The organism is Rubellimicrobium aerolatum, assembly GCF_017872975.1.
GTDB classification, from domain to species: Bacteria; Pseudomonadota; Alphaproteobacteria; order Rhodobacterales; family Rhodobacteraceae; genus Rubellimicrobium; species Rubellimicrobium aerolatum.
Window position 1 is genome coordinate 56,148 of record NZ_JAGGJP010000011.1, and the last position, 21,856, is coordinate 78,003.

Sequence of the window (21,856 nt, forward strand, 5' to 3'; positions counted from 1 at the left end):
CACCCATGGCACTCCGCCCGGCGGCGGAGCCCCTCTCGCCGTCCCGCTTCCTTGTCCAGGGCCTCGACCCCACGGGCCGGACACGCCCCGGGGCCTTCGCGGGCCTGCTGCTCGGGGTGGGCGCGCTGGCCGCCCTGCGGCATTGGGGGCCCGACCTCCTCCCAAGCTGGAGCCGCTGGCGCGAGGCGCTGGTCACGATCCCGCTGGCGCTCCTGCTGGTCCCGGCGGTGGGCCACGCGCTGCGGCGGCTCAATGACATGGGCTGGTCGGGCTGGTGGGCCTGGGCTCTCGCGCTGCCCTGGGCGCGCTGGGGGCTCCTGGCGCTGCTGGTCGCCGTCCCCTCCTCGCAGCGGCGGCGGCGGGCCGAGGCGTCGTGGCGGCTCCTGGGCCTCGGCGCGGCCGCGGTCGCCGCGCTCCTCCTGCTGGGCAGCCTCGCCTGGACCGCCGCCGGGGTGGCGGCGCAGGGGATGCGGCCCGCGCTCTGGCCCGGCGACCTCGTGCTGGTGCGGCGCGGCGGCGCGGCCCTGCCCGGCGCGGTGGTGGCCTTCCGCCGTCCCGGCGAGGAGGCCCCGCGCTTCGGCCGGGTGATCGCCACAGCCGGGCAGGCCGTCGCGGTCGAGGGCGGCGTCCCGGTGATCGACGGCGTGGCGGCTCTGCGGCGCGACGACGGCGCGCTCGCCGAACCCTTCGCCCGCCAGGGGCCGCTGGGCGTCATGCCGGTCTGCGGCAACGGCACCGTGGGCCTGGGGGCCGAGTGCCGGACACGGCGATTCCGCGAGATGCTGCCCGGGGGCGCGGACTACGCGGTGCTCGACGCCGGGCTGCGCCCGCTCGACCGGGCGGGGGAGGTCGCGGTTCCCGAAGGCTTCGTCTATATCCTCGGCGACGACCGCGACGCGGCGCGGGACAGCCGCCTCGCGCCGGCGGCGGGGGGCACGGGGCTCGTGGAGGTGGATCGGGTGATCGGACGGGTGGACATGGTGGCGGCGTCGTCTGGCGCGCGGCATCCCTGGGACCTGCGGGGTTGGCGCTGGGGACGAATGGGAAGGATCGTGCGATGAAGCTGTCGAGCGCGCTCAAGGCCCTGTCGGAGCGGCTCGAGCACGAGTTCCGCGACCCCTCGCTGCTGATCCGGGCGCTGACGCACGGCTCGCACGGGGGCGAGGCCGACAATCAGCGGCTGGAGTTCCTGGGCGACCGCGTGCTGGGCCTCGTCATCGCCGAGGCGCTGCTCGAAGCCGACCCCAGGGCGGACGAGGGGCGCATCGCACCGCGCTTCAACACGCTGGTCCGGCGCGAGACCTGCGCCGAGGTGGCGCGGCAGGTCGATCTTGGCGCCGGGCTAAAGCTCGGCCGCTCCGAGATGCTGGGTGGCGGGCGTCGGAAGGAGGCGGTCCTCGCCGACGCGATGGAGGCGGTCATCGCCGCCGTCTACCTCGACGCGGGGCTCGATGCGGCCCGCAGGATGATCCTCCGGCTCTGGGCCGGGCGGATCGCGGCGGCGCCCGAGGACGCCCGCGACGCCAAGAGCGCGCTGCAGGAATGGGCGCAGGCTCGCGGGATGACGCCACCGGACTACGTGCTGGTGAGCCGCGAGGGGCCGGACCACGCGCCGCGCTTCGTGATCGAGGCGCGGCTGTCCACCGGCGAGGTGGAGCGCGCCGAGGCGGCGACCAAGCGCGTGGCGGAGCACGCGGCGGCGGCGGCATTGTTGGGACGATTGGAAGGATGAGGGACGTGGACGAGGATCAAGGACCGGTCGGCGGCGCGGCGACGGAGGCGGGACCGACCCGCGCGGGCTTCGTGGCGTTGATCGGGGAGCCCAACGCGGGCAAGTCCACGCTGCTGAACCGCATGGTCGGCGCGAAGGTGTCGATCGTGACCCACAAGGTCCAGACGACCCGCGCCCGCATCCGGGGCGTGGCGATGGCGGGGCAGGCGCAGATCGTCTTCGTGGACACGCCGGGGCTGTTCCGCCCGCGCCGGCGGCTCGACCGCGCGATGGTGGCCGCCGCCTGGGGCGGCGCGGCCGACGCCGACGTGGTGGTTCTGCTGATCGAGGCGCACCGGGGCCGGACGCCGGGCGTGGACGCGATCCTCGAAACCTTGCGCGACCGCGTGGGCGACCGGCCCGTGGCGCTCGCCATCAACAAGATCGACCGGGTGAAGGCCGAGACGCTGCTGGCGCTCTCGCAGGAGATGAACGCCGCCTTCCCCTTCGAGCGGACCTTCATGATCTCGGCCGAGCGGGGCTACGGGACGGAGGACCTGAAGGGCTGGCTGGCGTCGATGCTGCCCGAGGGGCCGTGGCTCTATCCCGAGGACCAGCTCGCCGACCTGCCGATGCGGATGATCGCCGCCGAGATGACGCGCGAGAAGCTGACGCTGCGGCTCCACCAGGAGCTTCCCTACGAGCTGACGGTCGAGACCGAGGCCTGGGAGGAGCGCAAGGACGGCTCGGCCAAGGTGGACCAGATCGTGTATGTCGCGCGCGAGGGGCACCGGGGCATCGTGCTGGGCAAGGGCGGCGAGACGATCAAGGCCGTGGGCCAGGCGGCACGGGCCGAGATGGAGGCCTTCATGGGCCGCCGCGTCCACCTGTTCCTGACCGTTAAGGTCAAGGAGAACTGGCTGGAGGACCCCGAGCGGTATGGCGAGATGGGGCTCGACTTCCGTGACGGGGCGTAGAGGCCCGCGCCCCGCCGGGCCGACCGTGACGGGGCCTGACCGGCCTGCCTTCGGGCGGCGCGGCCATGACGCCTGAGCCGAGGCTCCGCGCCGGGATCTGGGTCGCGGCCTACCTCGCGCGGCTGCGGGTCGAGGACATCCCCGCCTTCGTCGTCCGGCGCGGCGACGACACGGCGGGCGCGGTTCTGGTGAAGGCCGCGACGCTCGACGGCCGCGCGAGGGCCTTCCAGCGGAGCTTCGATCCCATGACCGGGGCGCGGGCCTGGATGGTGCTGGCCGAGGGCGAGGAGGCCGAGGTCGACGCCGCCATCGCCCGCGCCCGGCGATTCGACCCGGATCTCTGGGTCATCGAGGTGGAGGACCGGCAGGGGCGGCACCTGCTGGGGGACGAGGGGTTGGACTAGGGGTGCCGCCCCTCGCGCCTGCGGCGCTTCACCCCGGCGTATCGGGGCCAAGTTGACAGGCCGGAGCGGACAGGCGGCGGAGCGGACCGGGAGGGGCGTTCCACAAAGAGTAAATCCCCGCGAGGCCTCCGGGTCGACTCCAGGCCTGCGGGTACGGGGCGCGCAGGCGGGAGCACCGGCCGCACCAAAGCGGGCTGGGTCCAAGGGGCGCCGGGGAGGATCTCCCGGTCCCGGTATCTGGCCGCTGCTGGCCCATCGCTGTCGTCTGTGCCCCAGGTTGTCAGGCCGGGGCTGCTCTTCGTCGTCTCTCCTTTCCGCTCCCCGCCGTCGGTGCCGGCGCGTCGCCCCTGCGAGAGGCGCCGGGCCGTGCGGCGGGGCTGCTGTTGCGTGCTCGTGCGGGAGAGAATCGCACGCAAGCGTTAACGAAGGGTGCCAGCAACGAGCGCTCAGCCCCCACTTCGCGCAACACCCCCGGCGGAGTGGCGGGAGCGGGGGCGGGGCCACGTTTGTCGCTGGCGTAAGGCGCGCCGTCCGCGCAGCGGCCATGGACGCGACCTTGGTGCGGGGACGGCGCGCCCGACGCCGACCGGAAGGGCCGGGATGGGTGGGACGGCGCAGGGTGGGGTGGACCCCACCCTGCAGGGGTGGGAGGCGTGGCGCGGAGCTGGACGCCGCCCCTCTTCCTGCCTTGGCCCTTCTTTGGCTCCAAGTATCCCGGGGGGAGTCTCCGCAGGAGACGGGGGGCAGCGCCCCCCTTCGCCGTCGGCCGCCCTCCCTTGCCGTTCGCTTCGCGCGCCCCCACCTTGGCCCCATGATCGAATGGCGCGACGAGGGCATCCTTCTGGCGGTGCGGCCGCATGGCGAGACCTCGGCCATCGCCGAGGCCTTCTGCCGCGACCATGGGCGGCACGCGGGCGTGGTGCTCGGCGGCGTGTCGCGGCGGATGCGGCCGTTCCTCCAGCCCGGCGTGCTGGCGCAACTGGGCTGGCGGGCGCGGCTCGACGAGCACCTGGGGCACTTCGCGGTCGAGCCGATCCGCAACCGCGCCGCGACCGCGCTGGGCGACCGCGTGGCGCTGGCGGGGATCGGGGCGGTGGCGGCGCTGCTGGCCTCGGTGCTGCCGGAGCGGGCGGCGCATCCGGCTCTCTACGACCGGACCAACGCGCTCCTGGACCTGCTGGGGGAGCGGGAGGTCTGGCCGCTCGCCTACCTGCAATGGGAGATGGCGGTGCTGGAGGAGATGGGGTTCGGGCTGGACCTGAACGCCTGCGCGGTGACGGGCGCGCGGGTGGACCTCGCCTATGTCTCGCCGCGCACGGGCCGGGCGGTGAGCCGCGCCGGAGCGGGGGCCTATGCGCCGCGCCTGCTGCCGCTGCCCCCCGTTCTGCGGGGCGAAGGCGAGGCCGACGCCCCGGCCATCGGCGCGGCGCTCGACGTGACGGGGCACTTCCTGCGCGAACGGCTCCTGCCCGAGGGGCGGGAGCTGCCGGCGGCGCGGGCGCGGCTGGTCGAGGCGTTGGCGCGGGACGCCTAGCGGTTCGCCCCCGGCGCCCAGAGCACGTCGGCCCGCCCGCCGTCGTTGGCCATGCGGGCGGCGACGAAGAACCAGTCGGACAGGCGGTTGAGGTAGCGGATCGCGGCGGGGTTCACCGCGTGCTGCTCGGACAGCGACACGGCCAGCCGCTCGGCCCGGCGGGTCACGGTGCGGCAGAGGTGGAGATGCGCGGCGAGCGCGGTGCCGCCGGGCAGGATGAAGCTGCGGAGCGGCTCCAGTCGGGCGGTCAGGGCGTCGATCTGCGCCTCAAGCCGGTCCACCTGCGAATCGACGATGCGGAGGGGCTGGCCCTCGCCCCCTTCGGGGCGGCAGAGGTCGGCCCCGAGGTCGAAGAGGTCGTTCTGGATGGCGGCGAGCTGGGCGTCGAGATCGCCCGACGCATGGATACGGGCGAGGCCGAGGGTCGAGTTCACCTCGTCCACGGTGCCGTAGGTCTCCACGCGCAGGGCGTGCTTGCGGACGCGGGTGCCGTCGCCCAGCGCGGTCTCCCCGGCGTCGCCGGTGCGGGTGTAGATCTTGTTCAGGACGACCATGGCGTTCAGGCCCCTCGGTTGCGGAGGAAGACGTAAAGGAGGATCAGGGCCACGGCGGCGGCCTGGGCATAAATGCGCCAGCGCATGATCCTGTTGGCGTTGCGGCGGTTGAAGTCGCCGCCGCGCCCGAAGCTGCCCACGCCGAAGAGCAGGATGCCCAGAACGAGGAGCACCGCCGCGACGACGAGGTAGAAGAGGGGGTCGCTGAAGTCCATGAGCCGCTCCCGGAGTGACAGGGAGGGTGTAGCGGAGCGGGCGTGGAAGGGAAGGCCCGACGCGCGCCGGACCTGACGCGCGCCGGACCCGACGCGCGCCGGACCTGACGCGTGCGGGCCCCGGTGGCGTCAGGACCTGTGGCGTCAGGACCGGCGCAGCACCCAGTCGAGAGCGCGGCCGGGCAGGGCGCGGCGCAGGAGGCCCGCCGCGTGGGCGGTGGCCGTGACGCGGTAGCGCGGCGCGGGGTGGCGGGATTCGAGCGCGAGGATCAGCCGCTCGGCCACGGCGGAGGGGGGCAGCTCCCAGCGGTCGGGGGTGGCCGGGCCGTAGAGGCGGTGCAGCACGGCCTCGTAGTCGTCGCGGCGGGGCGACGCCCTCCAGTCGATCCAGCGCTCGAAGTGCGGGATGGCGTTCTGGCGGAGCCGGGACGTGATGGGGCCGGGCTCGATCAGCACGACCTGGATGTTGGCGGGGGCCATCTCCAGCCGCAGGACCTCCGAAAGGCCTTCGAGGGCGAACTTGGTGGCGGCGTAGGCTCCGCGCCACCGCGCGCCCACGAGGCCGAGGACGGAGGAGCAGTTGACGATCCGCTCGTGCCCCTGCGCGCGCATGACGGGGATCACCCGGCGGGTGAGGTCGTGCCAGCCGAAGAGGTTGGTCTCGAAGATGGCGCGCAAGGCTTCGGTGGGCAGGTCCTCCACCGCGCCGGGCAGGGCGATGGCGCCGTTGTTGAACAGCGCGTCGAGCGTGCCGCCGGTGGCCTCCAGCACCTCGGACAGGGCCTGGTCGAGCGAGGCGGGGTCGGTGTAGTCGAGGCGGGGGCTCTCGAAGCCCTCGGCGCGCAGGCGGGCGCAGTCCTCGGCCTGGCGGCAGGCGGCGAAGACGCGCCAGCCCCGCGCGCGCAGCGCCAGGGCGGCGGCGGCGCCGATGCCCGAGGAGCAGCCGGTGATCAGGATGCTGCGCGGGCGGGCGGTGGGGGCGTGGGACATGGGCGGGCTCCGGGCCGTGGGGGTCGGGGCCGGATTAGCCCGGCGGGCGGGGGACGCGGAAGGCGTCGGGCGTCAGGGCTCAAGGAATCGTGCGGACATCCAGCCGGCGTCGCCCGAGGGCAGGCGGACGCGCACCCAGCCGCCGTCGCGCTCCAGCACCTCCGTCAGGTCGCCGGCGACGACCTGCCCGACCACGCCGAAGGAGGTGCCGGGGCCGAGCCGGACGTTGACCCGGTCGCCGGTGACGCGGCGGAGGTCGGGGCCGGGCGCGGCAGAGGACGCCGCGACGACCTCCTCCGGCGCGGCCGCCGGTTCGGGGGCGAGGGCGGCCAAGGCCTCGGCGGGGGCGAGCGGCCGGGCGGCGAGCCCCTCGGCGACCGAGGCGGGGAGGGGCGGACCGGGCCGGGCGGGCATGGGCTCGGGCATGGGCTGGGCGGCGGGCGGTGGGGGCTCGGCGACCGTGGGCGCGACGGCGGCGACGGCGCGGAGGTCGAGCGGGGGGCGATCGGGTTCGGGCTCGGATTCGGGCTCGGATTCGGGCTCGGCGGCGGCCTGCGGGCGGGGCTGCGGCTGGAACCCCGCGCCGCCCGAGAGCGCCCAGTAGGCCCAGGCGAGGACGAGGAAGGAGAGGAGGACGAACAGACGCATGGCTGGGCCTCGGGTCGGTCGGGGGTGCCTCGACGGCAATCTAGCGCAAGGGGCGCGGCCCGGGGAGGGGGTGGGCGGATGTTTCCATTTTGTTCTTTCCCTTGTGCCGCGAGTGGCCGGCCGCTACATCGGGTCCATGACCGATGACGCGATCCTTCCCGAGGGGGACGACCCCAGCCTGCTGGTGACGGAGCCGCTGCGCCGCGCGATCGGCGAGCGGTATCTCACCTATGCCCTGAGCACGATCATGCACCGGGCGCTGCCCGATGCGCGCGACGGGCTCAAGCCGGTGCACCGGCGCATCCTTTACGCGATGCGGGAGCTGCGGCTGGCGCCGACGGGGGGCTTCCGCAAGAGCGCGAAGATCTCGGGCGACGTGATGGGGAACTACCACCCGCACGGCGACGCCGCGATCTACGACGCGATGGCGCGGCTCGCCCAGGACTTCAACGTGCGGTATCCGCTCGTGGAGGGGCAGGGGAACTTCGGCAACATCGACGGCGACAACCCGGCCGCCGCCCGCTACACCGAGGCGCGGCTGTCCGCGCTGGGCGAGGCGCTGATGGAGGGCCTCGACGAGGACGCGGTGGACCTGCGGCCGAACTACGACGGCACGCTGACCGAGCCCGTGGTGCTGCCCGCGCCGGTGCCGCACCTCCTGGCCAACGGGTCGTCGGGGATCGCGGTGGGCATGGCGACGAGCATCCCGCCGCACAACCTGGATGAGCTGATCGGCGCTTGCCTGGAGATGATCAAGCGGCCGGACCTGCCGGACGAGAAGCTGCTGGAACTGATCCCGGGTCCGGACTTCCCGACGGGGGGCGTGCTGGTGGAGCCGCCGGAGGGCATCGCGCAGGCGTATCGCACGGGGCGCGGGGCGTTCCGCCTGCGGGCGCGCTGGATGGTGGAGGAGTTGGGGCGCGGAATCCGGCAGATCGTCGTCACCGAGATCCCCTATCAGGTCCAGAAGTCCAAGCTGATCGAGAAGCTGGCCGAGATCGTCCAGACCAAGAAGATCCCGGCCTTGGCCGACGTGCGGGACGAGAGCGCGGACGACGTGCGGATCGTGCTGGAGCCCAGGTCGCGGTCGATCGATCCCGAGATGCTGATGGGGATGCTGTTCCGGCAGTCGGACCTGGAGGTCCGGGTGCCGCTTAACATGAACGTGCTCATCGACGGGCTGACGCCGAAGGTGTGCTCCCTGCGCGAGGTGCTGCGCGCCTTCCTGGACCACCGGCGGGACGTGCTGGGGCGGCGGTCGCGGCACCGGCTGGAGCGGATCGACCGGCGGCTGGAGGTGCTGGGGGGCTTGCTCATCGCCTTCCTGAACCTCGATCGCGTCATCGACATCATCCGCTACGACGACGACCCCAAGGCGGCGTTGCAGGCCGAGGACTGGGACCGCCCGCGCGCGCGGTGCCGGTCCGAGGCGGACTACGTGTCGCCGATCCCCCCCAAGGGCGAGGCCGTGATCCCGCCGGGCGTGGGCATGACCGAGGTGCAGGCCGAGGCCATCCTCAACATGAGGCTGCGGTCCCTGCGGCGCCTGGAGGAGATGCAGCTCATCGCTGAGCGGGATGCTCTGCTGGCGGAGCGGGAGGGGTTGGTGGCCCTGCTCGCCGACGAGGGGCTGCAATGGAAGGCCATCGCGGCGGACCTGAAGGACAGCCGCAAGCGGTTCGGGGCCAAGGCGCCGGGCGGGGCGCGGCGGACGACCCTGTCGGTCGCCGCCGAGACGGCGGACGTGCCCTACGAGGCGATGATCGAGCGGGAGCCGGTGACGGTGGTCCTGTCCGAGATGGGCTGGATCCGCGCCATGAAGGGCCACGTCGAGCCCGAGGGCATCCGCTACAAGGACGGCGACCGGGCGCGCTTCGTGCTGCGGGCCGAAACGACGGACCGGCTTCTGGTGCTGGGCGCGAACGGGCGGGTCTTCACGGTCAACGTCGCGACCCTGCCCGGCGGGCGCGGCATGGGCGAGCCCCTGCGGCTGATGATCGACCTCGACGCGCCGGTGACGGCGGCGCGGGTGCACCGGCCGGGCGGGCGGCTGATCGTCGCCTCGGACCAGGGCGACGGCTTCGTGCTGTCCGAGGACGAGGCGCTGGCGCAGACGCGCGCCGGGCGCGTGGTGCTGAACCTGCCCGAGGGGGCGCGGGCCGCGCATCTGGTCCCGGTGGAGGGCGACCACGTGGCCAGCATCGGGCAGAACCGCAAGGTGCTGGTCTTCCCTGTGGCCGAGCTGCCCGAGATGGGGCGCGGCAAGGGCGTGCGGCTCCAGGCGTTCAAGGACGGCGGCCTGTCGGACGTGACGACGCTGAATCTGTCGGAGGGGCTGACCTGGCTGCTCGACGGCGGCAAGACGCGGCGGGAGCCGGACCTGTCCGAGTGGCTGGGCAAGCGCGGGCAGGCGGGGCGCATGGCGCCGAGGGGCTTCCCCCGGGACAACCGCTTCGCCGCGCCGGTGGCGCAGGGGTGACGGAAAGGGCAGGCCGCAGCCCTTTCCTTGTGGGAGGCGGGTGCCGGTCCCTGTCGGTATCGGACGACGAACGGGACCGGGCCGCCTGCTGATGGGGGACCGGTTCCTCCGGCCCATCATGCGGGTCTGGGGGAGGCGCCCGGCCCTCGGCTGGGTTGGCCGGGATGTCCGCGCGAACCGGGGGCGGTCGAAGGGAGGCCCGGGGGGACCGCTCGGCGACGGCTCACGGGTGCCGGAGCGCTTGGGCTCGCCTGCCGATCGGCGTCGTCCCGGTCGGGGCCGGCATCACGGGGCGAGCAGGCGGCAGGCCAGGACCGGCTCGCGCCGCGCGGCCTGGGCCAGGGGCTCGTCGAGCGCGTCGCAGGCGAGGAGGTTGGCCTCGTCGGACAATCGGGCCGTGAAGACGTTGACGTTGACGAAAGGCTCGGTCACCAGCGCCGCCTGCCCGGGGCCGAACAGGCCGCCGACCGTGAGCCGGGCGTCGCCGGGCGCGACCGTCAGCTCGGCGACGCCAAGATCGACGAGCCCGACCTCGTTCACGGGGGCCTCGGGCGAGGCGGGCTCGCCGTAGAGCCAGACGCGGACGACCACGCTCTCGCCGGCTTCGGCCAGCGCCGCCGACGCCTCGGGCGCGAGGGCGAGGCGGAGGGTCAGGCCGCCTTGGGACGCGACGGCTTGGCCCTGCGCCAGCGCGGGCAGCGGCAGGATCGACAGGAGGAGCGCGAGGAGGCGACGGGGCATGGCGGGCCGAGACTGGTCCGGGGCAAGCGGGCCGTCAAGGCGCGGGCCAAGTCGCGGGCCGCGGCCCGGCGCGCTTGCCACGCCTGCGTCACCCTCTTGCCATGGGGCGGGCGATTGCATAGGAGGCCCGCGGACGTGCGGGCCCGTTTCGGGCTCCGCCCAACTCAGGATGACGGGAACATGGCGAAGGCGAAGTTCGAGCGGAACAAACCGCACGTGAACATTGGGACCATTGGTCACGTGGACCATGGCAAGACGACGCTGACGGCGGCGATCACGCGGTATTTTGGCGACTTCAAGGCCTATGACCAGATCGACGCGGCCCCCGAGGAGCGGGCGCGGGGGATCACGATCTCGACGGCGCACGTGGAGTACGAGACGGCGAACCGTCACTACGCGCACGTGGACTGCCCCGGCCACGCCGACTACGTGAAGAACATGATCACGGGGGCGGCGCAGATGGACGGGGGCATCCTGGTCTGCGCGGCGTCCGACGGGCCGATGCCGCAGACGCGCGAGCACATCCTGCTGGCGCGGCAGGTGGGGGTTCCCGCGCTGGTCGTGTACATGAACAAGATCGACCTGGTGGACGACGAGGAGCTGGTGGAGCTGGTGGAGATGGAGCTGCGCGAGCTTCTGTCGTCCTACGAGTTCCCCGGCGACGACATCCCGATCATCAAGGGCTCGGCGCACCAGGCGATGATCGGCGAGCGCAAGGACATCGGCGAGGACTCGATCCGGGCGCTGATGGCGGCGGTGGACGAGTACATCCCGACGCCGGCGCGGGCGGTGGACCAGCCGTTCCTGATGCCGATCGAGGACGTGTTCTCGATCTCGGGGCGCGGGACGGTGGTGACGGGCCGCGTGGAGCGGGGCGTGATCAACGTGGGCGACGAGATCGAGATCGTGGGCATCCGCGACACGCGCAAGTCGGTGTGCACGGGCGTGGAGATGTTCCGCAAGCTTCTCGACCGCGGCGAGGCGGGCGACAACATCGGGGCGCTGCTGCGCGGCATCGACCGCGAGGGCGTGGAGCGCGGGCAGGTGCTGTGCAAGCCCGGCTCGGTAAAGCCGCACACCCGGTTCGAGGCCGAGGCCTACATCCTGACCAAGGAGGAGGGCGGGCGCCACACGCCGTTCTTCGCCAACTACCGGCCGCAGTTCTACTTCCGCACCACGGACGTCACGGGCACCGTGCAGCTGCCCGAGGGCACCGAGATGGTGATGCCGGGCGACAACCTGAAGTTCAACGTCGAGCTCATCGCCCCCATCGCCATGGAGGACGGCCTGCGCTTCGCCATCCGCGAAGGCGGCCGCACCGTCGGCGCGGGCGTGGTCAGCAAGATCCTGGCGTGATCGCCGGGCCATCGGCCCGAGGTCTTGGACGGCCGCCCCCCGGGGCGGCCGTTTTCCGTTTGGGGGCATGGCAAGGAATCGCCGGGCCGGGAGCGGCGCTCGCGCCCGCGTCCTTGGAGCGAGCCGTGGGGCTTCCTATCTGGAAAGGCGACGCAACCAGATGAGGTCCGCCATGGACACCCCCGCCCGCAGCTTCCTCGACCGGCTCCTGACCGAGGGGCGCGCCCTCGCCCGGCAGGGAGAGGACGCCGCCGCGCAGCGGCTGGGCGTGGGCGAGGACCCGGCCTCGCGCCAGCGGCTCCGCCAGACCGGCATGGCCGGGGGCGCGGCGCTGGGCGTGCTCGCCATGCTGCTGGGCGGGCGGCGGCACAGCCGCTTCTCGCGCAATGCCCTGCTGATGGGCGGTCTGGGCGCGCTGGCCAAGGTCGCCGCCGACGCCTGGGCCCGGCAGGGAGGAACGTCCGAGGGCCGCAGCCTCGCCGACCTGAGCGAGGACGAGGCGGAGGTCCGGGCCCGCACGCTTCTGTTCGCGATGGTGTCGGCGGCCAAGGCCGACGGCCACATCGACGAGGAGGAGCACAGCGCCATCGACGCCGAGGTGGAGGACCTGCCGTCTGCGGTGAAGGGCCTGCTGGGCGAGGCCATCGCCGCCCCCGCCGACCCGGAGGCCATCGCCGCCCGGGTGCGCGGCGGCGCGGAAGGGCGCGAGGTCTACGCCGCCTCGGCGCTGATGTGCGGGCGCGACCATCCGCTGGAGGTGGACTACCTCGACCGGCTGGCCCGCGCCTTGGGCATCCCGGACGAGGAGGCCCGGCGGATCGAGGGCGAGCTGGCGGGCGCCCCCGCCTGAAGCGGGCCCCGGACGGATGCGCCGGACGGGCCTCGCCCGACCCCCTTGATCCCCGGCGCGGTTCGGGCTAGTCGGGGGTCGGCCTAGGGGTATAGCTCAGCCGGTAGAGCGACGGTCTCCAAAACCGTAGGTCGCGGGTTCGAACCCTGCTGCCCCTGCCAACTTCCCACGCACGATGCCCGGTTTCGCGCCGCGTTCTGGCCGGCGTTGAGGTTCCGGGGCCACAGCCCTGCCCCTGCCGCAGGATGGCCCCCGGGGCGTCGTCGTCCTGCTCCGATTCCATGGCAGTCTGGACCCGCAGACCGGAGCGGAGCCCATGACCGAGATACCCGACATCCTCACCTTCCGAGCGCGGCGCATCGCGCTCGACCTGCTGACGGCCTACCAGCGGCAGCGCGACGCCATGCGGATCGCCGGCGTCCCCTCCTCGGAGCTGGCGGAGGGCGACGACGGCGAGACGGTGGTGGCCGACGTCGCCGCCTGCATGACGGTGGCGGCGCGGCTGCCCCGGGCGGGGCTGACGCCGGCCGTGCTGGAACGGATGCGGACGGCGGAGGAGGCGGCCTTCACGGTGCTGCGCCGCGCGGCCGAGGCCTACTTCGCCTCCGGGGAGCTGCGGCGCGAGCTGGGCCGGCCGGCGGTGGAGCCCTTCCTCCACCTGCGCCGGGCGATGTCACAGGCGGCCTGAGCCGTCGCGCGGCGGAGCCTTGGCCCGAGCCTTGGCTGGCGCCTTGGCCGGAGCGTCGGGGTGCGTGGCACCGGGGCGCGGGCGGGCGCGTTGGGGTTCGGGGCGCGCGCGGGAGGGCCGGATGACGGATCACGGGGATGCGGCGCCGCTGATCCTGACGCTGGCGCTGGACGACGCGAGCTTCGGGCGGCTCGACGCCGAGCGGCGGGCGCTGTTCCCGACGCGGATGAACTTGATACCCGCCCATGTCACCCTGTTCCATCACCTGCCCGGGACGGAGCGGGCCGCGGTGGAGGATGCGCTGGCGTCGGCCTGCGCGGGGCGGGGGCCGATGCCGGTGCGGGTGGCGGCGGTGATGCCGCTCGGGCGCGGCGCGGCCTACCGGCTGGAGGCGCCGGAGGTCGCCGCGCTGCGGGCCGCCCTGGCGCGGGCCTGGGAGCCCTGGCTCGGGCCGCAGGACCGCCAGCCCTGGCGGCCGCACGTCACCGTGCAGAACAAGGTTCCGCCCGAGGCGGCGCGGGCGACGCTGGAGCGGCTGCGGGCCGGGTTCGCGCCCTGGACGGCGGTGGGGGAGGGGCTCCTCCTCTGGCGCTACCTCGGCGGGCCCTGGGAGGCGCTGGGACGCATCCCCTTCGCGGGGGCGTGAGGGCGGGCTTGCGCGCGGGCGTGGCCCCCGGTAAGGGACGCGGGTTCCGCCCGGAGGATCGTCCATGGCCGTCAACCCCGTCGAGTTCATCAACCAGGCCCGCGCCGAGATCGGCAAGGTCGTCTGGCCCACGCGGCGCGAGGTGGTGCTGACGACCGCGATGGTCATGATGCTGGCGACGCTGGCCGCGATCTTCTTCAGCCTCGTGGACCTCGCGATCCGCAGCGGGCTGACGGCCATCCTCGGGATCTTCGGGAGCTGACCCCGGCGCGGCGCGGAGCCCTTGCGCTCGCCCCCGGCGGGGAGTAAGAGCGCCGGGCTTTGGACGGAACGGGCGCGGGCGCGCGAATCGCGCGAGCGCCCCGTTTTCATTTGGAGCGCAGGGGCGGCAAGCCCCGGGGAAATCAGCCGGCCTGGGCCGGCCGGACGATGGGTGCGGCAGACATGGCGAAACGCTGGTATTCGGTCTCGGTCCTCTCGAACTTCGAGAAGAAGATCGCCGAGCAGATCCGCGCCAAGGCGGCCGAGAAGGGCCTGGGCGAGAAGCTCGACGAGGTTCTCGTGCCGACCGAGGAGGTCATCGAGATGCGGCGCGGCAAGCGCGTGCAGGCCGAGCGGCGCTTCATGCCGGGCTACGTGCTGGTGCACATGGAGATGGGCGACGACACCTATCACCTCATCACCTCGATCCCCCGCGTCACCGGCTTCCTGGGCCCGCAGGGGCGGCCGATGCCGATGCGGGACTCGGAGGTGAACGCCATCCTGAACCGGGTCGAGGAAGGGGACGTGGCGCCCCGCAACCTCATCCGCTTCGAGATCGGCGAGCGGGTCAAGGTCAACGACGGGCCGTTCGAGGACTTCGACGGCATGGTCGAGGGCGTGGACGAGGCCGCGCAGCGGCTCAAGGTCTCCGTCTCGATCTTCGGCCGGGCCACGCCGGTCGATCTGGAATTCTCTCAGGTGACCAAGGTCTCCTGAGGAGTCGGCCCTCCCCACCGGGAGGGTCCGTGGGAGGGAAGGGGGCCGCGGCCCCGGACCCGGACCACGCGCAATGAGCCCCCGCCCGGCGCGCCGGGACGGGAGTTGGACAAGGGGGCCTGGCCCCCACGATGAAGGAGAGGCCACATGGCCAAGAAAGTCATCGGTTCGCTGAAGCTGCAGGTGAAGGCCCAGCAGGCGAACCCCTCCCCGCCGGTGGGTCCCGCCCTCGGTCAGCGGGGCATCAACATCATGGCGTTCGTGAAGGAATTCAACGCGCGCACGACCGAGATCGAGGCGGGCGCGCCCGTCCCGGTGGTCATCACCTATTACGGCGACAAGTCGTTCTCGCTGGAGTTCAAGACGCCGCCGGCGTCCTACTTCCTCAAGAAGGCGGCGGGCCTGAAGCCCGTGGGCAAGCGCAACCGCCCGAAGGCCTCCACGAAGCCCGGCAAGGAAGTGGCCGGGACCGTGACCCTCGCGCAGGTCCGCGAGATCGCGACCGCCAAGATGAAGGACCTCAACGCGGTCTCCATCGAGGCGGCCATGCAGACGATCCTGGGCTCGGCGAAGTCCATGGGCATCGAGGTGAAGGGCTGATCATGGCGAAGCTTGGCAAGAGAATCCGCGCGGCCCGCGCCGCCTTTGAGGGCAAGGACAACCTGCCCGTCCAGGCGGCGGTGGAGCTCGTGAAGGCGAACGCCTCGGCGAAGTTCGACGAGACGGTCGAGATCGCGCTCAACCTGGGCGTCGATCCGCGCCACGCCGACCAGATGGTGCGCGGCACGGTGACGCTGCCTAACGGCACCGGCAAGACGGTGCGCGTGGCGGTCTTCGCCCGCGGCGAGAAGGCGGACCAGGCCCGCGCGGCCGGGGCCGACATCGTCGGCGCCGAGGACCTGATGCAGGAGATCCAGGGCGGCAAGATCGACTTCGACCGCTGCATCGCGACGCCGGACATGATGCCGATCGTCGGCCGTCTCGGCAAGATCCTGGGCCCGCGCAACCTGATGCCGAACCCCAAGATCGGCACCGTGACCCCCGACGTGGCGGAGGCCGTGCGCGCCGCCAAGGGCGGGCAGGTGCAGTTCAAGGTCGAGAAGGCGGGCGTCGTGCACGCGGGCGTCGGCAAGGCCTCGTTCGACGCCGAGAAGCTGGCCGAGAACATCCGCGCCTTCGTGGACGCCGTGCAGCGCGCCCGTCCGTCGGGGGCCAAGGGCGCCTACCTCAAGAAGGTCTCGATCGCCTCGACCATGGGTCCGGGCGTGTCGGTGGACCTTGCCTCGGCCACGGGCAACTGAGCCCCGGCCAAGGTTTGCGCATCGAAGGGCCGGTCCCCCAGGGGGCCGGCCCTTTCTTGTCCGGTCCGGGCCCGGATGGGGCCGGACGTGGCTTTCGCGCACGGAGCCGTCATCGGCGGCACGATCGGGGTTGGCATTCCCGCGCGGAGGGCGTAAGGGGGTCGCCTGCCTGGGGCGAGCGATTCTGTCGCTGGCCCGAGGCGGCTGTCCAAGACGGTGGGGGCCCGGGTCAGACCGGGCTTAAACATCCTGCCCGAGACGGAGCGCGAGACAACGATTTCCGTAGGGGGCCTGGCGCCCTTCGCGGGCGATCCGAGGCTCGGGTTCCGTAGCAACGGACCCGAACGCGGCCCCCAGGGGTCGCATCATGAGCCGGGGGAAACCCCAACTTGGAGTGAAACTGTGGATAGAGCCCAGAAAGAGAAAGTGGTCGAGGAACTCGGCCAGATCTTCGAAAGCTCTGGCGTCGTGGTGGTCGCCCACTACGAAGGCATGACGGTTGCACAGATGCAGGACCTCCGGGCGCGGATGCGCGACGCCGGGGGCTCCGTTCGCGTGGCCAAGAACAAGCTCGCCAAGATCGCCCTGGAAGGGAAGCCCGGCGCCAGCATGGCTCCCCTTCTCACGGGCATGACCGTGTTCTCCTACTCCGAGGACCCCGTGGCTGCGGCCAAGGTGGTCGATGCCTATGCGAAGACGAACGACAGGTTCGTCATCCTGGGCGGGACGATGGGGAACGCGGCTCTCGACCCGGCCGGGGTCAAGGCCGTGGCCCAGCTGCCGTCGCGCGAGGAGCTCATCGCTTCCGTCGTGGCGTGCATCGGGGCGCCGGCGGCCCAACTGGCCGGGGCGATTGGCGCGCCTGCCGCGAACATCGCGGGCATTCTCTCGACCCTCGAGGAGAAGGCCGCGGCCTGAGCTGCGACGTGATGCCGTGGGGGTCCCTGGACCCTCGCGTTGGAACCCTTATCTCAACGGAAAGCGAAAATGGCTGATCTGAACCAACTGGCCGAGCAAATCGTCGGCCTCACCCTCCTGGAAGCCCAGGAGCTCAAGACCATCCTCAAGGACAAGTACGGCATCGAGCCCGCCGCCGGCGGCGCGGTGATGATGGCCGCCGGTCCCGCCGCGGCTGCCGCCCCGGCCGAGGAAGAGAAGACCGAGTTCGACGTCGTCCTCAAGGACGCCGGCGCGAACAAGATCAACGTCATCAAGGAAGTCCGCGCCATCACCGGGCTCGGGCTGAAGGAAGCCAAGGACCTCGTGGAAGCCGGCGGCAAGGTCAAGGAAGCCGTGTCCAAGGCCGACGCCGAGGCCATGAAGAAGAAGCTCGAAGAGGCTGGCGCCAAGGTCGAGCTGGCCTGAGCGTGATGCGCCTCGGCGCGACGCGATAGATGTTACCGGGCTGGGGCTGCCCTTTCGGCGGCTCCAGCCTGACCCGTCTTGGAGGCCGGTCCCGCGCGGACCCGCCCCTTGGACCGGTCGAATGGGTCGAGAGGCTGCCCGTGGGACGGCGGCTTCGGATGGACCCTCGACGATCCGCTCTCACGGAGAGGCGCGCCGCGGCCCCGGCGTCGTGCCCCTCGCAGAGACATAGGTGATGACGCTCATGCCCCAGTCCGTCCGCGGCCAGAAGCGCCTCCGCAAGTATTACGGCAAGATCCGTGAAGTGCTGGAGATGCCGAACCTCATCGAGGTCCAGAAATCCTCCTACGACCTGTTCCTCAAGTCCGGCGAGGGCGACAAGCCCGCCGACGGCGAGGGCATCCAGGGCGTCTTCCAGTCGGTCTTCCCCATCGAGGACTTCAACGGGACCGCCCGGCTCGAGTTCGTGAAATACGAGCTGGAGAAGCCGAAGTACGACGTCGAGGAATGCCAAGCGCGCGACATGACCTATGCCGCGCCGCTCAAGGTCACGCTGCGCCTGATCGTCTACGAGGTGGACGAGATCACCGGCGCCAAGACCGTCAAAAACTTCAAGGACCAGGAAGTCTACATGGGCGACATGCCCCTGATGACCTCCAACGGGACGTTCATCGTGAACGGCACCGAGCGGGTGATCGTGTCCCAGATGCACCGCTCGCCCGGCGTGTTCTTCGATCACGACAAGGGCAAGACCCATTCCTCGGGCAAGCTGCTGTTCGCCTGCCGGATCATTCCCTATCGCGGCTCGTGGCTGGACTTCGAGTTCGACGCCAAGGATCTCGTCTACGCGCGCATCGACCGCCGCCGGAAGCTGCCGGTGACGACGCTGCTCTATGCCATGGGGCTGGATCAGGAGGCGATCGTCGGGGCCTATTACGACACCGTGGACTACCGGCTGGAGCCCCGGACCCGGCAATGGGTCACGAAGTTCTTCCCGCGCCGCGTGTCCGGCACCCGGCCGACCTTTGACCTGATCGACGCCGCCACGGGCGAGGTCATCGTCAAGGCGGGCGACAAGGTCACGCCGCGCATGGTCAAGAAGCTCCAGGACGAGGGCAAGGTCACCGACCTCCTCGTGCCGTTCAAGAGCATCGCCGGCCGCTACGTCGCCCGGGACATCATCAACGAGGAGACGGGCGCGATCTACGTCGAGGCGGGCGATGAGCTGACCCTGGAAACGGACCGCGACGGCGAGATCGTTGGCGGCACCGTCAAGGCGCTGATCGACGCGGGGTTCACGGAGGTCCCGGTCCTCGACATCGACAACGTGAACGTCGGTCCCTACATCCGCAACACCATGGCGGCGGACAAGAACATGGGGCGGGACACCGCGCTCATGGACATCTACCGCGTCATGCGTCCGGGCGAGCCGCCGACCGTCGAGGCGGCCTCGGCGCTGTTCGACACGCTGTTCTTCGACAAGGAGCGGTATGACCTGTCCGCCGTCGGCCGCGTGAAGATGAACATGCGGCTCGACCTCCAGAAGCCGGACACCCAGCGGACGCTGGATCGCGACGACATCATCGCCTGCATCAAGGCGCTGGTCGAACTGCGCGACGGCAAGGGCGAGATCGACGACATCGACCACCTCGGCAACCGCCGGGTGCGGTCGGTCGGCGAGCTGATGGAGAACCAGTATCGCGTCGGCCTCCTGCGGATGGAGCGGGCGATCAAGGAGCGGATGTCCTCGGTCGATATCGACACCGAGATGCCGCAGAACCTCATCAACGCGAAGCCCGCCGCGGCGGCGGTGCGGGAGTTCTTCGGCTCCTCGCAGCTCTCGCAGTTCATGGACCAGACCAACCCGCTGTCCGAGGTCACGCACAAGCGGCGTCTCTCGGCCCTCGGGCCGGGTGGTCTGACGCGGGAGCGCGCGGGCTTCGAGGTCCGCGACGTTCACCCGACGCACTACGGCCGGATGTGCCCGATCGAGACGCCGGAAGGCCCGAACATCGGTCTCATCAACAGCCTCGCCACCTACGCCCGCGTGAACAAGTACGGCTTCATCGAGACGCCCTACCGCAAGGTGGTGGACGGCAAGGTCACCGACGACGTGCAATACATGTCGGCGACCGAGGAGATGCGCCACGTCGTCGCCCAGGCGAACGCCAACCTCACCGAGGACGGCGGCTTCGCCAACGAGCTGGTCAACACCCGCCAGTCGGGCGACTACACCCTCGCGCCCCGCGAGCAGGTGGACCTGATCGACGTGTCGCCGAAGCAGCTCGTGTCGGTCGCGGCCTCGCTGATCCCGTTCCTCGAGAACGACGACGCGAACCGCGCGCTGATGGGCTCGAACATGCAGCGGCAGGCGGTGCCGCTCCTCCAGGCCGAGGCCCCTCTCGTGGGGACCGGCATCGAGGAGGTCGTGGCGCGCGACTCCGGGGCGGCCATCATGGCCCGCCGGGGCGGCATCATCGACCAGGTGGACGCGACCCGCATCGTGGTCCGCGCGACCGAGGATCTCGAGCTCGGCGACGCCGGGGTGGACATCTACCGGATGCGCAAGTTCCAGCGGTCCAACCAGAACACCTGCATCAACCAGCGTCCGCTGGTGAAGGTGGGCGACGTGGTGACCAAGGGCGAGGTGCTGGCCGACGGGCCGTCCACCGACCTGGGCGAGCTGGCCCTTGGCAAGAACGTGGTCGTCGCGTTCATGCCGTGGAACGGCTACAACTACGAGGACTCCATCCTCATCTCCGAGCGCATCGTGCAGGATGACGTGTTCACGTCCATCCACATCGAGGAGTTCGAGGTCGCGGCGCGGGACACCAAGCTCGGCCCCGAGGAGATCACGCGCGACATCCCGAACGTGGGGGAAGAAGCCCTCCGCAACCTCGACGAGGCCGGGATCGTCTACATCGGCGCCGAGGTCGGGCCGGGCGACATCCTGGTGGGCAAGATCACGCCCAAGGGCGAGAGCCCGATGACGCCCGAGGAGAAGCTGCTCCGCGCCATCTTCGGCGAGAAGGCGTCCGACGTGCGCGACACCTCGCTCCGGCTGCCGCCGGGCGACTTCGGCACGGTGGTCGAGGTGCGCGTCTTCAACCGGCACGGCGTGGACAAGGACGAGCGGGCGCTGCAGATCGAGCGCGAGGAGGTCGAGCGCCTGGCCCGTGACCGGGACGACGAGCTCGCCATCCTCGACCGCAACATCTACGCGCGCCTGAAGGGCGTCCTGCTCGGCAAGACCGCCGTGAAGGGACCGCGCGGGTTCAAGGCCAACTCGGTCGTGACCGAGGAGTCGCTCCGTGAGATCGGGCGCGGCGCCTGGTGGCAGTTCGCGCTGGCCGACGAGGCCGACGCCAAGATCGTCGAGGCCCTGAACGAGCAGTACGAGGTGCAGAAGCGCACGCTCGACGCCCGCTTCGAGGACAAGGTCGAGAAGGTCCGTCGCGGCGACGACCTGCCCCCCGGCGTGATGAAGATGGTCAAGGTCTTCGTGGCCGTGAAGCGCAAGCTTCAGCCCGGCGACAAGATGGCCGGTCGTCACGGCAACAAGGGCGTCATCTCGCGCGTGGTGCCGATCGAGGACATGCCGTTCCTGGCGGACGGCACGCCCGTGGACTTCTGCCTCAACCCGCTCGGCGTGCCGTCGCGGATGAACGTGGGGCAGATCCTGGAGACGCACATGGGCTGGGCCAGCCGTGGCCTGGGCATCCAGATCGACGAGGCGCTGCACGAGTATCGGCGGTCCGGCGACCTGACCCCGGTGCGCGAGGCCATGCGGATCGCCTATGGCGAGGAGGCCTACGAGGAGGCCCTGGCGCAGATGGGCGAGGACGAGATCGTCGGCACCGCCCAGGTCGTGTCGAAGGGCGTTCCCATCGCGACCCCCGTCTTCGACGGCGCGAAGGAGCAGGACGTCAACGACGCGCTGACGCGGGCGGGCTTCGACACCTCGGGGCAATCCGAGCTGTTCGACGGCCGCACGGGCGAGAAGTTCCAGCGGAAGGTCACGGTCGGCGTGAAGTACCTGCTGAAGCTGCACCACCTCGTGGACGATAAGATCCACGCGCGTTCGACCGGGCCCTACTCCCTTGTCACCCAGCAGCCGCTGGGCGGGAAGGCGCAGTTCGGCGGCCAGCGCTTCGGGGAGATGGAGGTCTGGGCGCTCGAAGCCTACGGCGCCGCCTACACCCTGCAGGAGATGCTGACGGTGAAGTCGGACGACGTGGCGGGCCGGACCAAGGTCTACGAGTCGATCGTCAAGGGCGAGGACAACTTCGAGGCCGGCGTGCCGGAATCGTTCAACGTCCTCGTCAAGGAAGTCAGGGGCCTCGGCCTCAACATGGAGCTGATGGACGCGGAGGAGGAGTGATCCCTTCTCACGGCTTCGGGACGGCCCCTTGCGGGGGG

At 71.7% G+C, this 21,856-nt stretch carries 22 protein-coding genes and 1 tRNA gene; 18 read left to right on the forward strand and 5 right to left on the reverse strand.

Going from position 1 to position 21,856, the window contains the following annotated elements; genetic code table 11:
- Positions 1–5: 5 nt before the first annotated feature.
- The 5 genes from lepB (at position 6) to recO (ending at position 4,626) form a co-directional block, all read left to right on the forward strand.
- Positions 6–1,061, forward strand: a complete 1,056-nt coding sequence (gene lepB, locus J2Z33_RS12755) for a signal peptidase I (RefSeq protein WP_209841626.1) — start codon at positions 6–8, stop codon at positions 1,059–1,061.
- A complete protein-coding gene (gene rnc / locus J2Z33_RS12760) occupies positions 1,058–1,732 on the forward strand; it encodes a ribonuclease III (protein WP_209841628.1) in 675 nt (224 codons plus the stop codon). The genes lepB and rnc overlap by 4 nt, the downstream gene beginning before the upstream one ends.
- Positions 1,733–1,737: 5 nt before the next feature.
- Positions 1,738–2,688 carry a GTPase Era gene (era, locus tag J2Z33_RS12765; protein ID WP_342454180.1) on the forward strand — a complete coding sequence of 317 codons (951 nt, stop codon included), beginning with the start codon at positions 1,738–1,740 and terminating at the stop codon, positions 2,686–2,688.
- A 65-nt stretch (positions 2,689–2,753) separates the two neighbouring features.
- Positions 2,754–3,092: a DUF1491 family protein gene (locus J2Z33_RS12770; protein ID WP_209841632.1), complete on the forward strand. Its 339-nt coding sequence runs from the start codon at positions 2,754–2,756 to the stop codon at positions 3,090–3,092.
- Positions 3,093–3,903: 811 nt separating this feature from the next.
- A complete protein-coding gene (recO, locus tag J2Z33_RS12775; protein ID WP_245218829.1) occupies positions 3,904–4,626 on the forward strand; it encodes a DNA repair protein RecO in 723 nt (240 codons plus the stop codon).
- On the opposite strand, the gene J2Z33_RS12780 is transcribed toward recO, so the two are convergent.
- The 4 genes from J2Z33_RS12780 to J2Z33_RS12795 form a co-directional block, all read right to left on the reverse strand.
- On the reverse strand, positions 4,623–5,180 hold the full coding sequence (locus J2Z33_RS12780; protein WP_209841634.1) for a cob(I)yrinic acid a,c-diamide adenosyltransferase: 558 nt from the start codon (positions 5,178–5,180) through the stop codon (positions 4,623–4,625). The two genes, recO and J2Z33_RS12780, sit on opposite strands and share 4 nt — an antisense overlap.
- Positions 5,181–5,185: 5 nt before the next feature.
- Entirely contained in the window at positions 5,186–5,395 is a 210-nt protein-coding gene (locus J2Z33_RS12785; protein WP_209841636.1) for a twin transmembrane helix small protein, read from the reverse strand.
- Positions 5,396–5,539: 144 nt separating this feature from the next.
- Complete coding sequence (locus J2Z33_RS12790) at positions 5,540–6,385, reverse strand: SDR family NAD(P)-dependent oxidoreductase (protein ID WP_209841638.1); 846 nt, start codon at positions 6,383–6,385, stop codon at positions 5,540–5,542.
- Positions 6,386–6,457: 72 nt separating this feature from the next.
- Positions 6,458–7,033 (reverse strand): SH3 domain-containing protein, encoded by a 576-nt coding sequence (locus J2Z33_RS12795; protein WP_209841640.1) that lies wholly within the window; start codon positions 7,031–7,033, stop codon positions 6,458–6,460.
- A gap of 136 nt (positions 7,034–7,169) precedes the next feature.
- On the opposite strand from J2Z33_RS12795, the gene J2Z33_RS12800 reads away from it, so the two are divergent.
- Positions 7,170–9,512 (forward strand): DNA topoisomerase IV subunit A, encoded by a 2,343-nt coding sequence (locus J2Z33_RS12800; RefSeq protein ID WP_209841641.1) that lies wholly within the window; start codon positions 7,170–7,172, stop codon positions 9,510–9,512.
- Positions 9,513–9,797: 285 nt separating this feature from the next.
- Here the strand turns inward: J2Z33_RS12800 and J2Z33_RS12805 are convergent, their stop codons facing one another.
- Positions 9,798–10,253 carry a hypothetical protein gene (locus J2Z33_RS12805; protein WP_209841643.1) on the reverse strand — a complete coding sequence of 152 codons (456 nt, stop codon included), beginning with the start codon at positions 10,251–10,253 and terminating at the stop codon, positions 9,798–9,800.
- Between the two features lie 180 nt (positions 10,254–10,433).
- On the opposite strand from J2Z33_RS12805, the gene tuf reads away from it, so the two are divergent.
- The 12 genes from tuf (at position 10,434) to rpoB (ending at position 21,818) form a co-directional block, all read left to right on the forward strand.
- On the forward strand, positions 10,434–11,609 hold the full coding sequence (gene tuf, locus J2Z33_RS12810; RefSeq protein WP_209841645.1) for an elongation factor Tu: 1,176 nt from the start codon (positions 10,434–10,436) through the stop codon (positions 11,607–11,609).
- A gap of 172 nt (positions 11,610–11,781) precedes the next feature.
- The gene (locus J2Z33_RS12815) at positions 11,782–12,459 is read left to right on the forward strand and encodes a tellurite resistance TerB family protein (RefSeq protein ID WP_209841647.1); all 678 of its coding nucleotides are present in this window, start codon (positions 11,782–11,784) and stop codon (positions 12,457–12,459) included.
- Between the two features lie 85 nt (positions 12,460–12,544).
- Positions 12,545–12,620 (forward strand) — tRNA-Trp (locus tag J2Z33_RS12820).
- 155 nt (positions 12,621–12,775) lie between these two features.
- Positions 12,776–13,147: a hypothetical protein gene (locus tag J2Z33_RS12825; RefSeq protein WP_209841649.1), complete on the forward strand. Its 372-nt coding sequence runs from the start codon at positions 12,776–12,778 to the stop codon at positions 13,145–13,147.
- Positions 13,148–13,268: 121 nt separating this feature from the next.
- On the forward strand, positions 13,269–13,793 hold the full coding sequence (locus tag J2Z33_RS12830) for a 2'-5' RNA ligase family protein (RefSeq protein ID WP_209841652.1): 525 nt from the start codon (positions 13,269–13,271) through the stop codon (positions 13,791–13,793).
- Positions 13,794–13,857: 64 nt separating this feature from the next.
- Positions 13,858–14,055: a preprotein translocase subunit SecE gene (gene secE / locus J2Z33_RS12835; RefSeq protein ID WP_209841654.1), complete on the forward strand. Its 198-nt coding sequence runs from the start codon at positions 13,858–13,860 to the stop codon at positions 14,053–14,055.
- 182 nt (positions 14,056–14,237) lie between these two features.
- Entirely contained in the window at positions 14,238–14,771 is a 534-nt protein-coding gene (nusG, locus tag J2Z33_RS12840) for a transcription termination/antitermination protein NusG (protein ID WP_209841656.1), read from the forward strand.
- A gap of 147 nt (positions 14,772–14,918) precedes the next feature.
- Complete coding sequence (rplK, locus tag J2Z33_RS12845) at positions 14,919–15,371, forward strand: 50S ribosomal protein L11 (protein WP_209841659.1); 453 nt, start codon at positions 14,919–14,921, stop codon at positions 15,369–15,371.
- Between the two features lie 2 nt (positions 15,372–15,373).
- Positions 15,374–16,072 (forward strand): 50S ribosomal protein L1, encoded by a 699-nt coding sequence (gene rplA / locus J2Z33_RS12850; RefSeq protein ID WP_209841661.1) that lies wholly within the window; start codon positions 15,374–15,376, stop codon positions 16,070–16,072.
- A 402-nt stretch (positions 16,073–16,474) separates the two neighbouring features.
- Positions 16,475–16,990 (forward strand): 50S ribosomal protein L10, encoded by a 516-nt coding sequence (gene rplJ / locus J2Z33_RS12855; protein ID WP_209841663.1) that lies wholly within the window; start codon positions 16,475–16,477, stop codon positions 16,988–16,990.
- A gap of 69 nt (positions 16,991–17,059) precedes the next feature.
- Positions 17,060–17,437, forward strand: a complete 378-nt coding sequence (rplL, locus tag J2Z33_RS12860; RefSeq protein ID WP_209841665.1) for a 50S ribosomal protein L7/L12 — start codon at positions 17,060–17,062, stop codon at positions 17,435–17,437.
- A gap of 244 nt (positions 17,438–17,681) precedes the next feature.
- Positions 17,682–21,818: a DNA-directed RNA polymerase subunit beta gene (rpoB, locus tag J2Z33_RS12865; protein WP_209841760.1), complete on the forward strand. Its 4,137-nt coding sequence runs from the start codon at positions 17,682–17,684 to the stop codon at positions 21,816–21,818.
- The last annotated feature ends 38 nt before the right edge of the window (positions 21,819–21,856 follow it).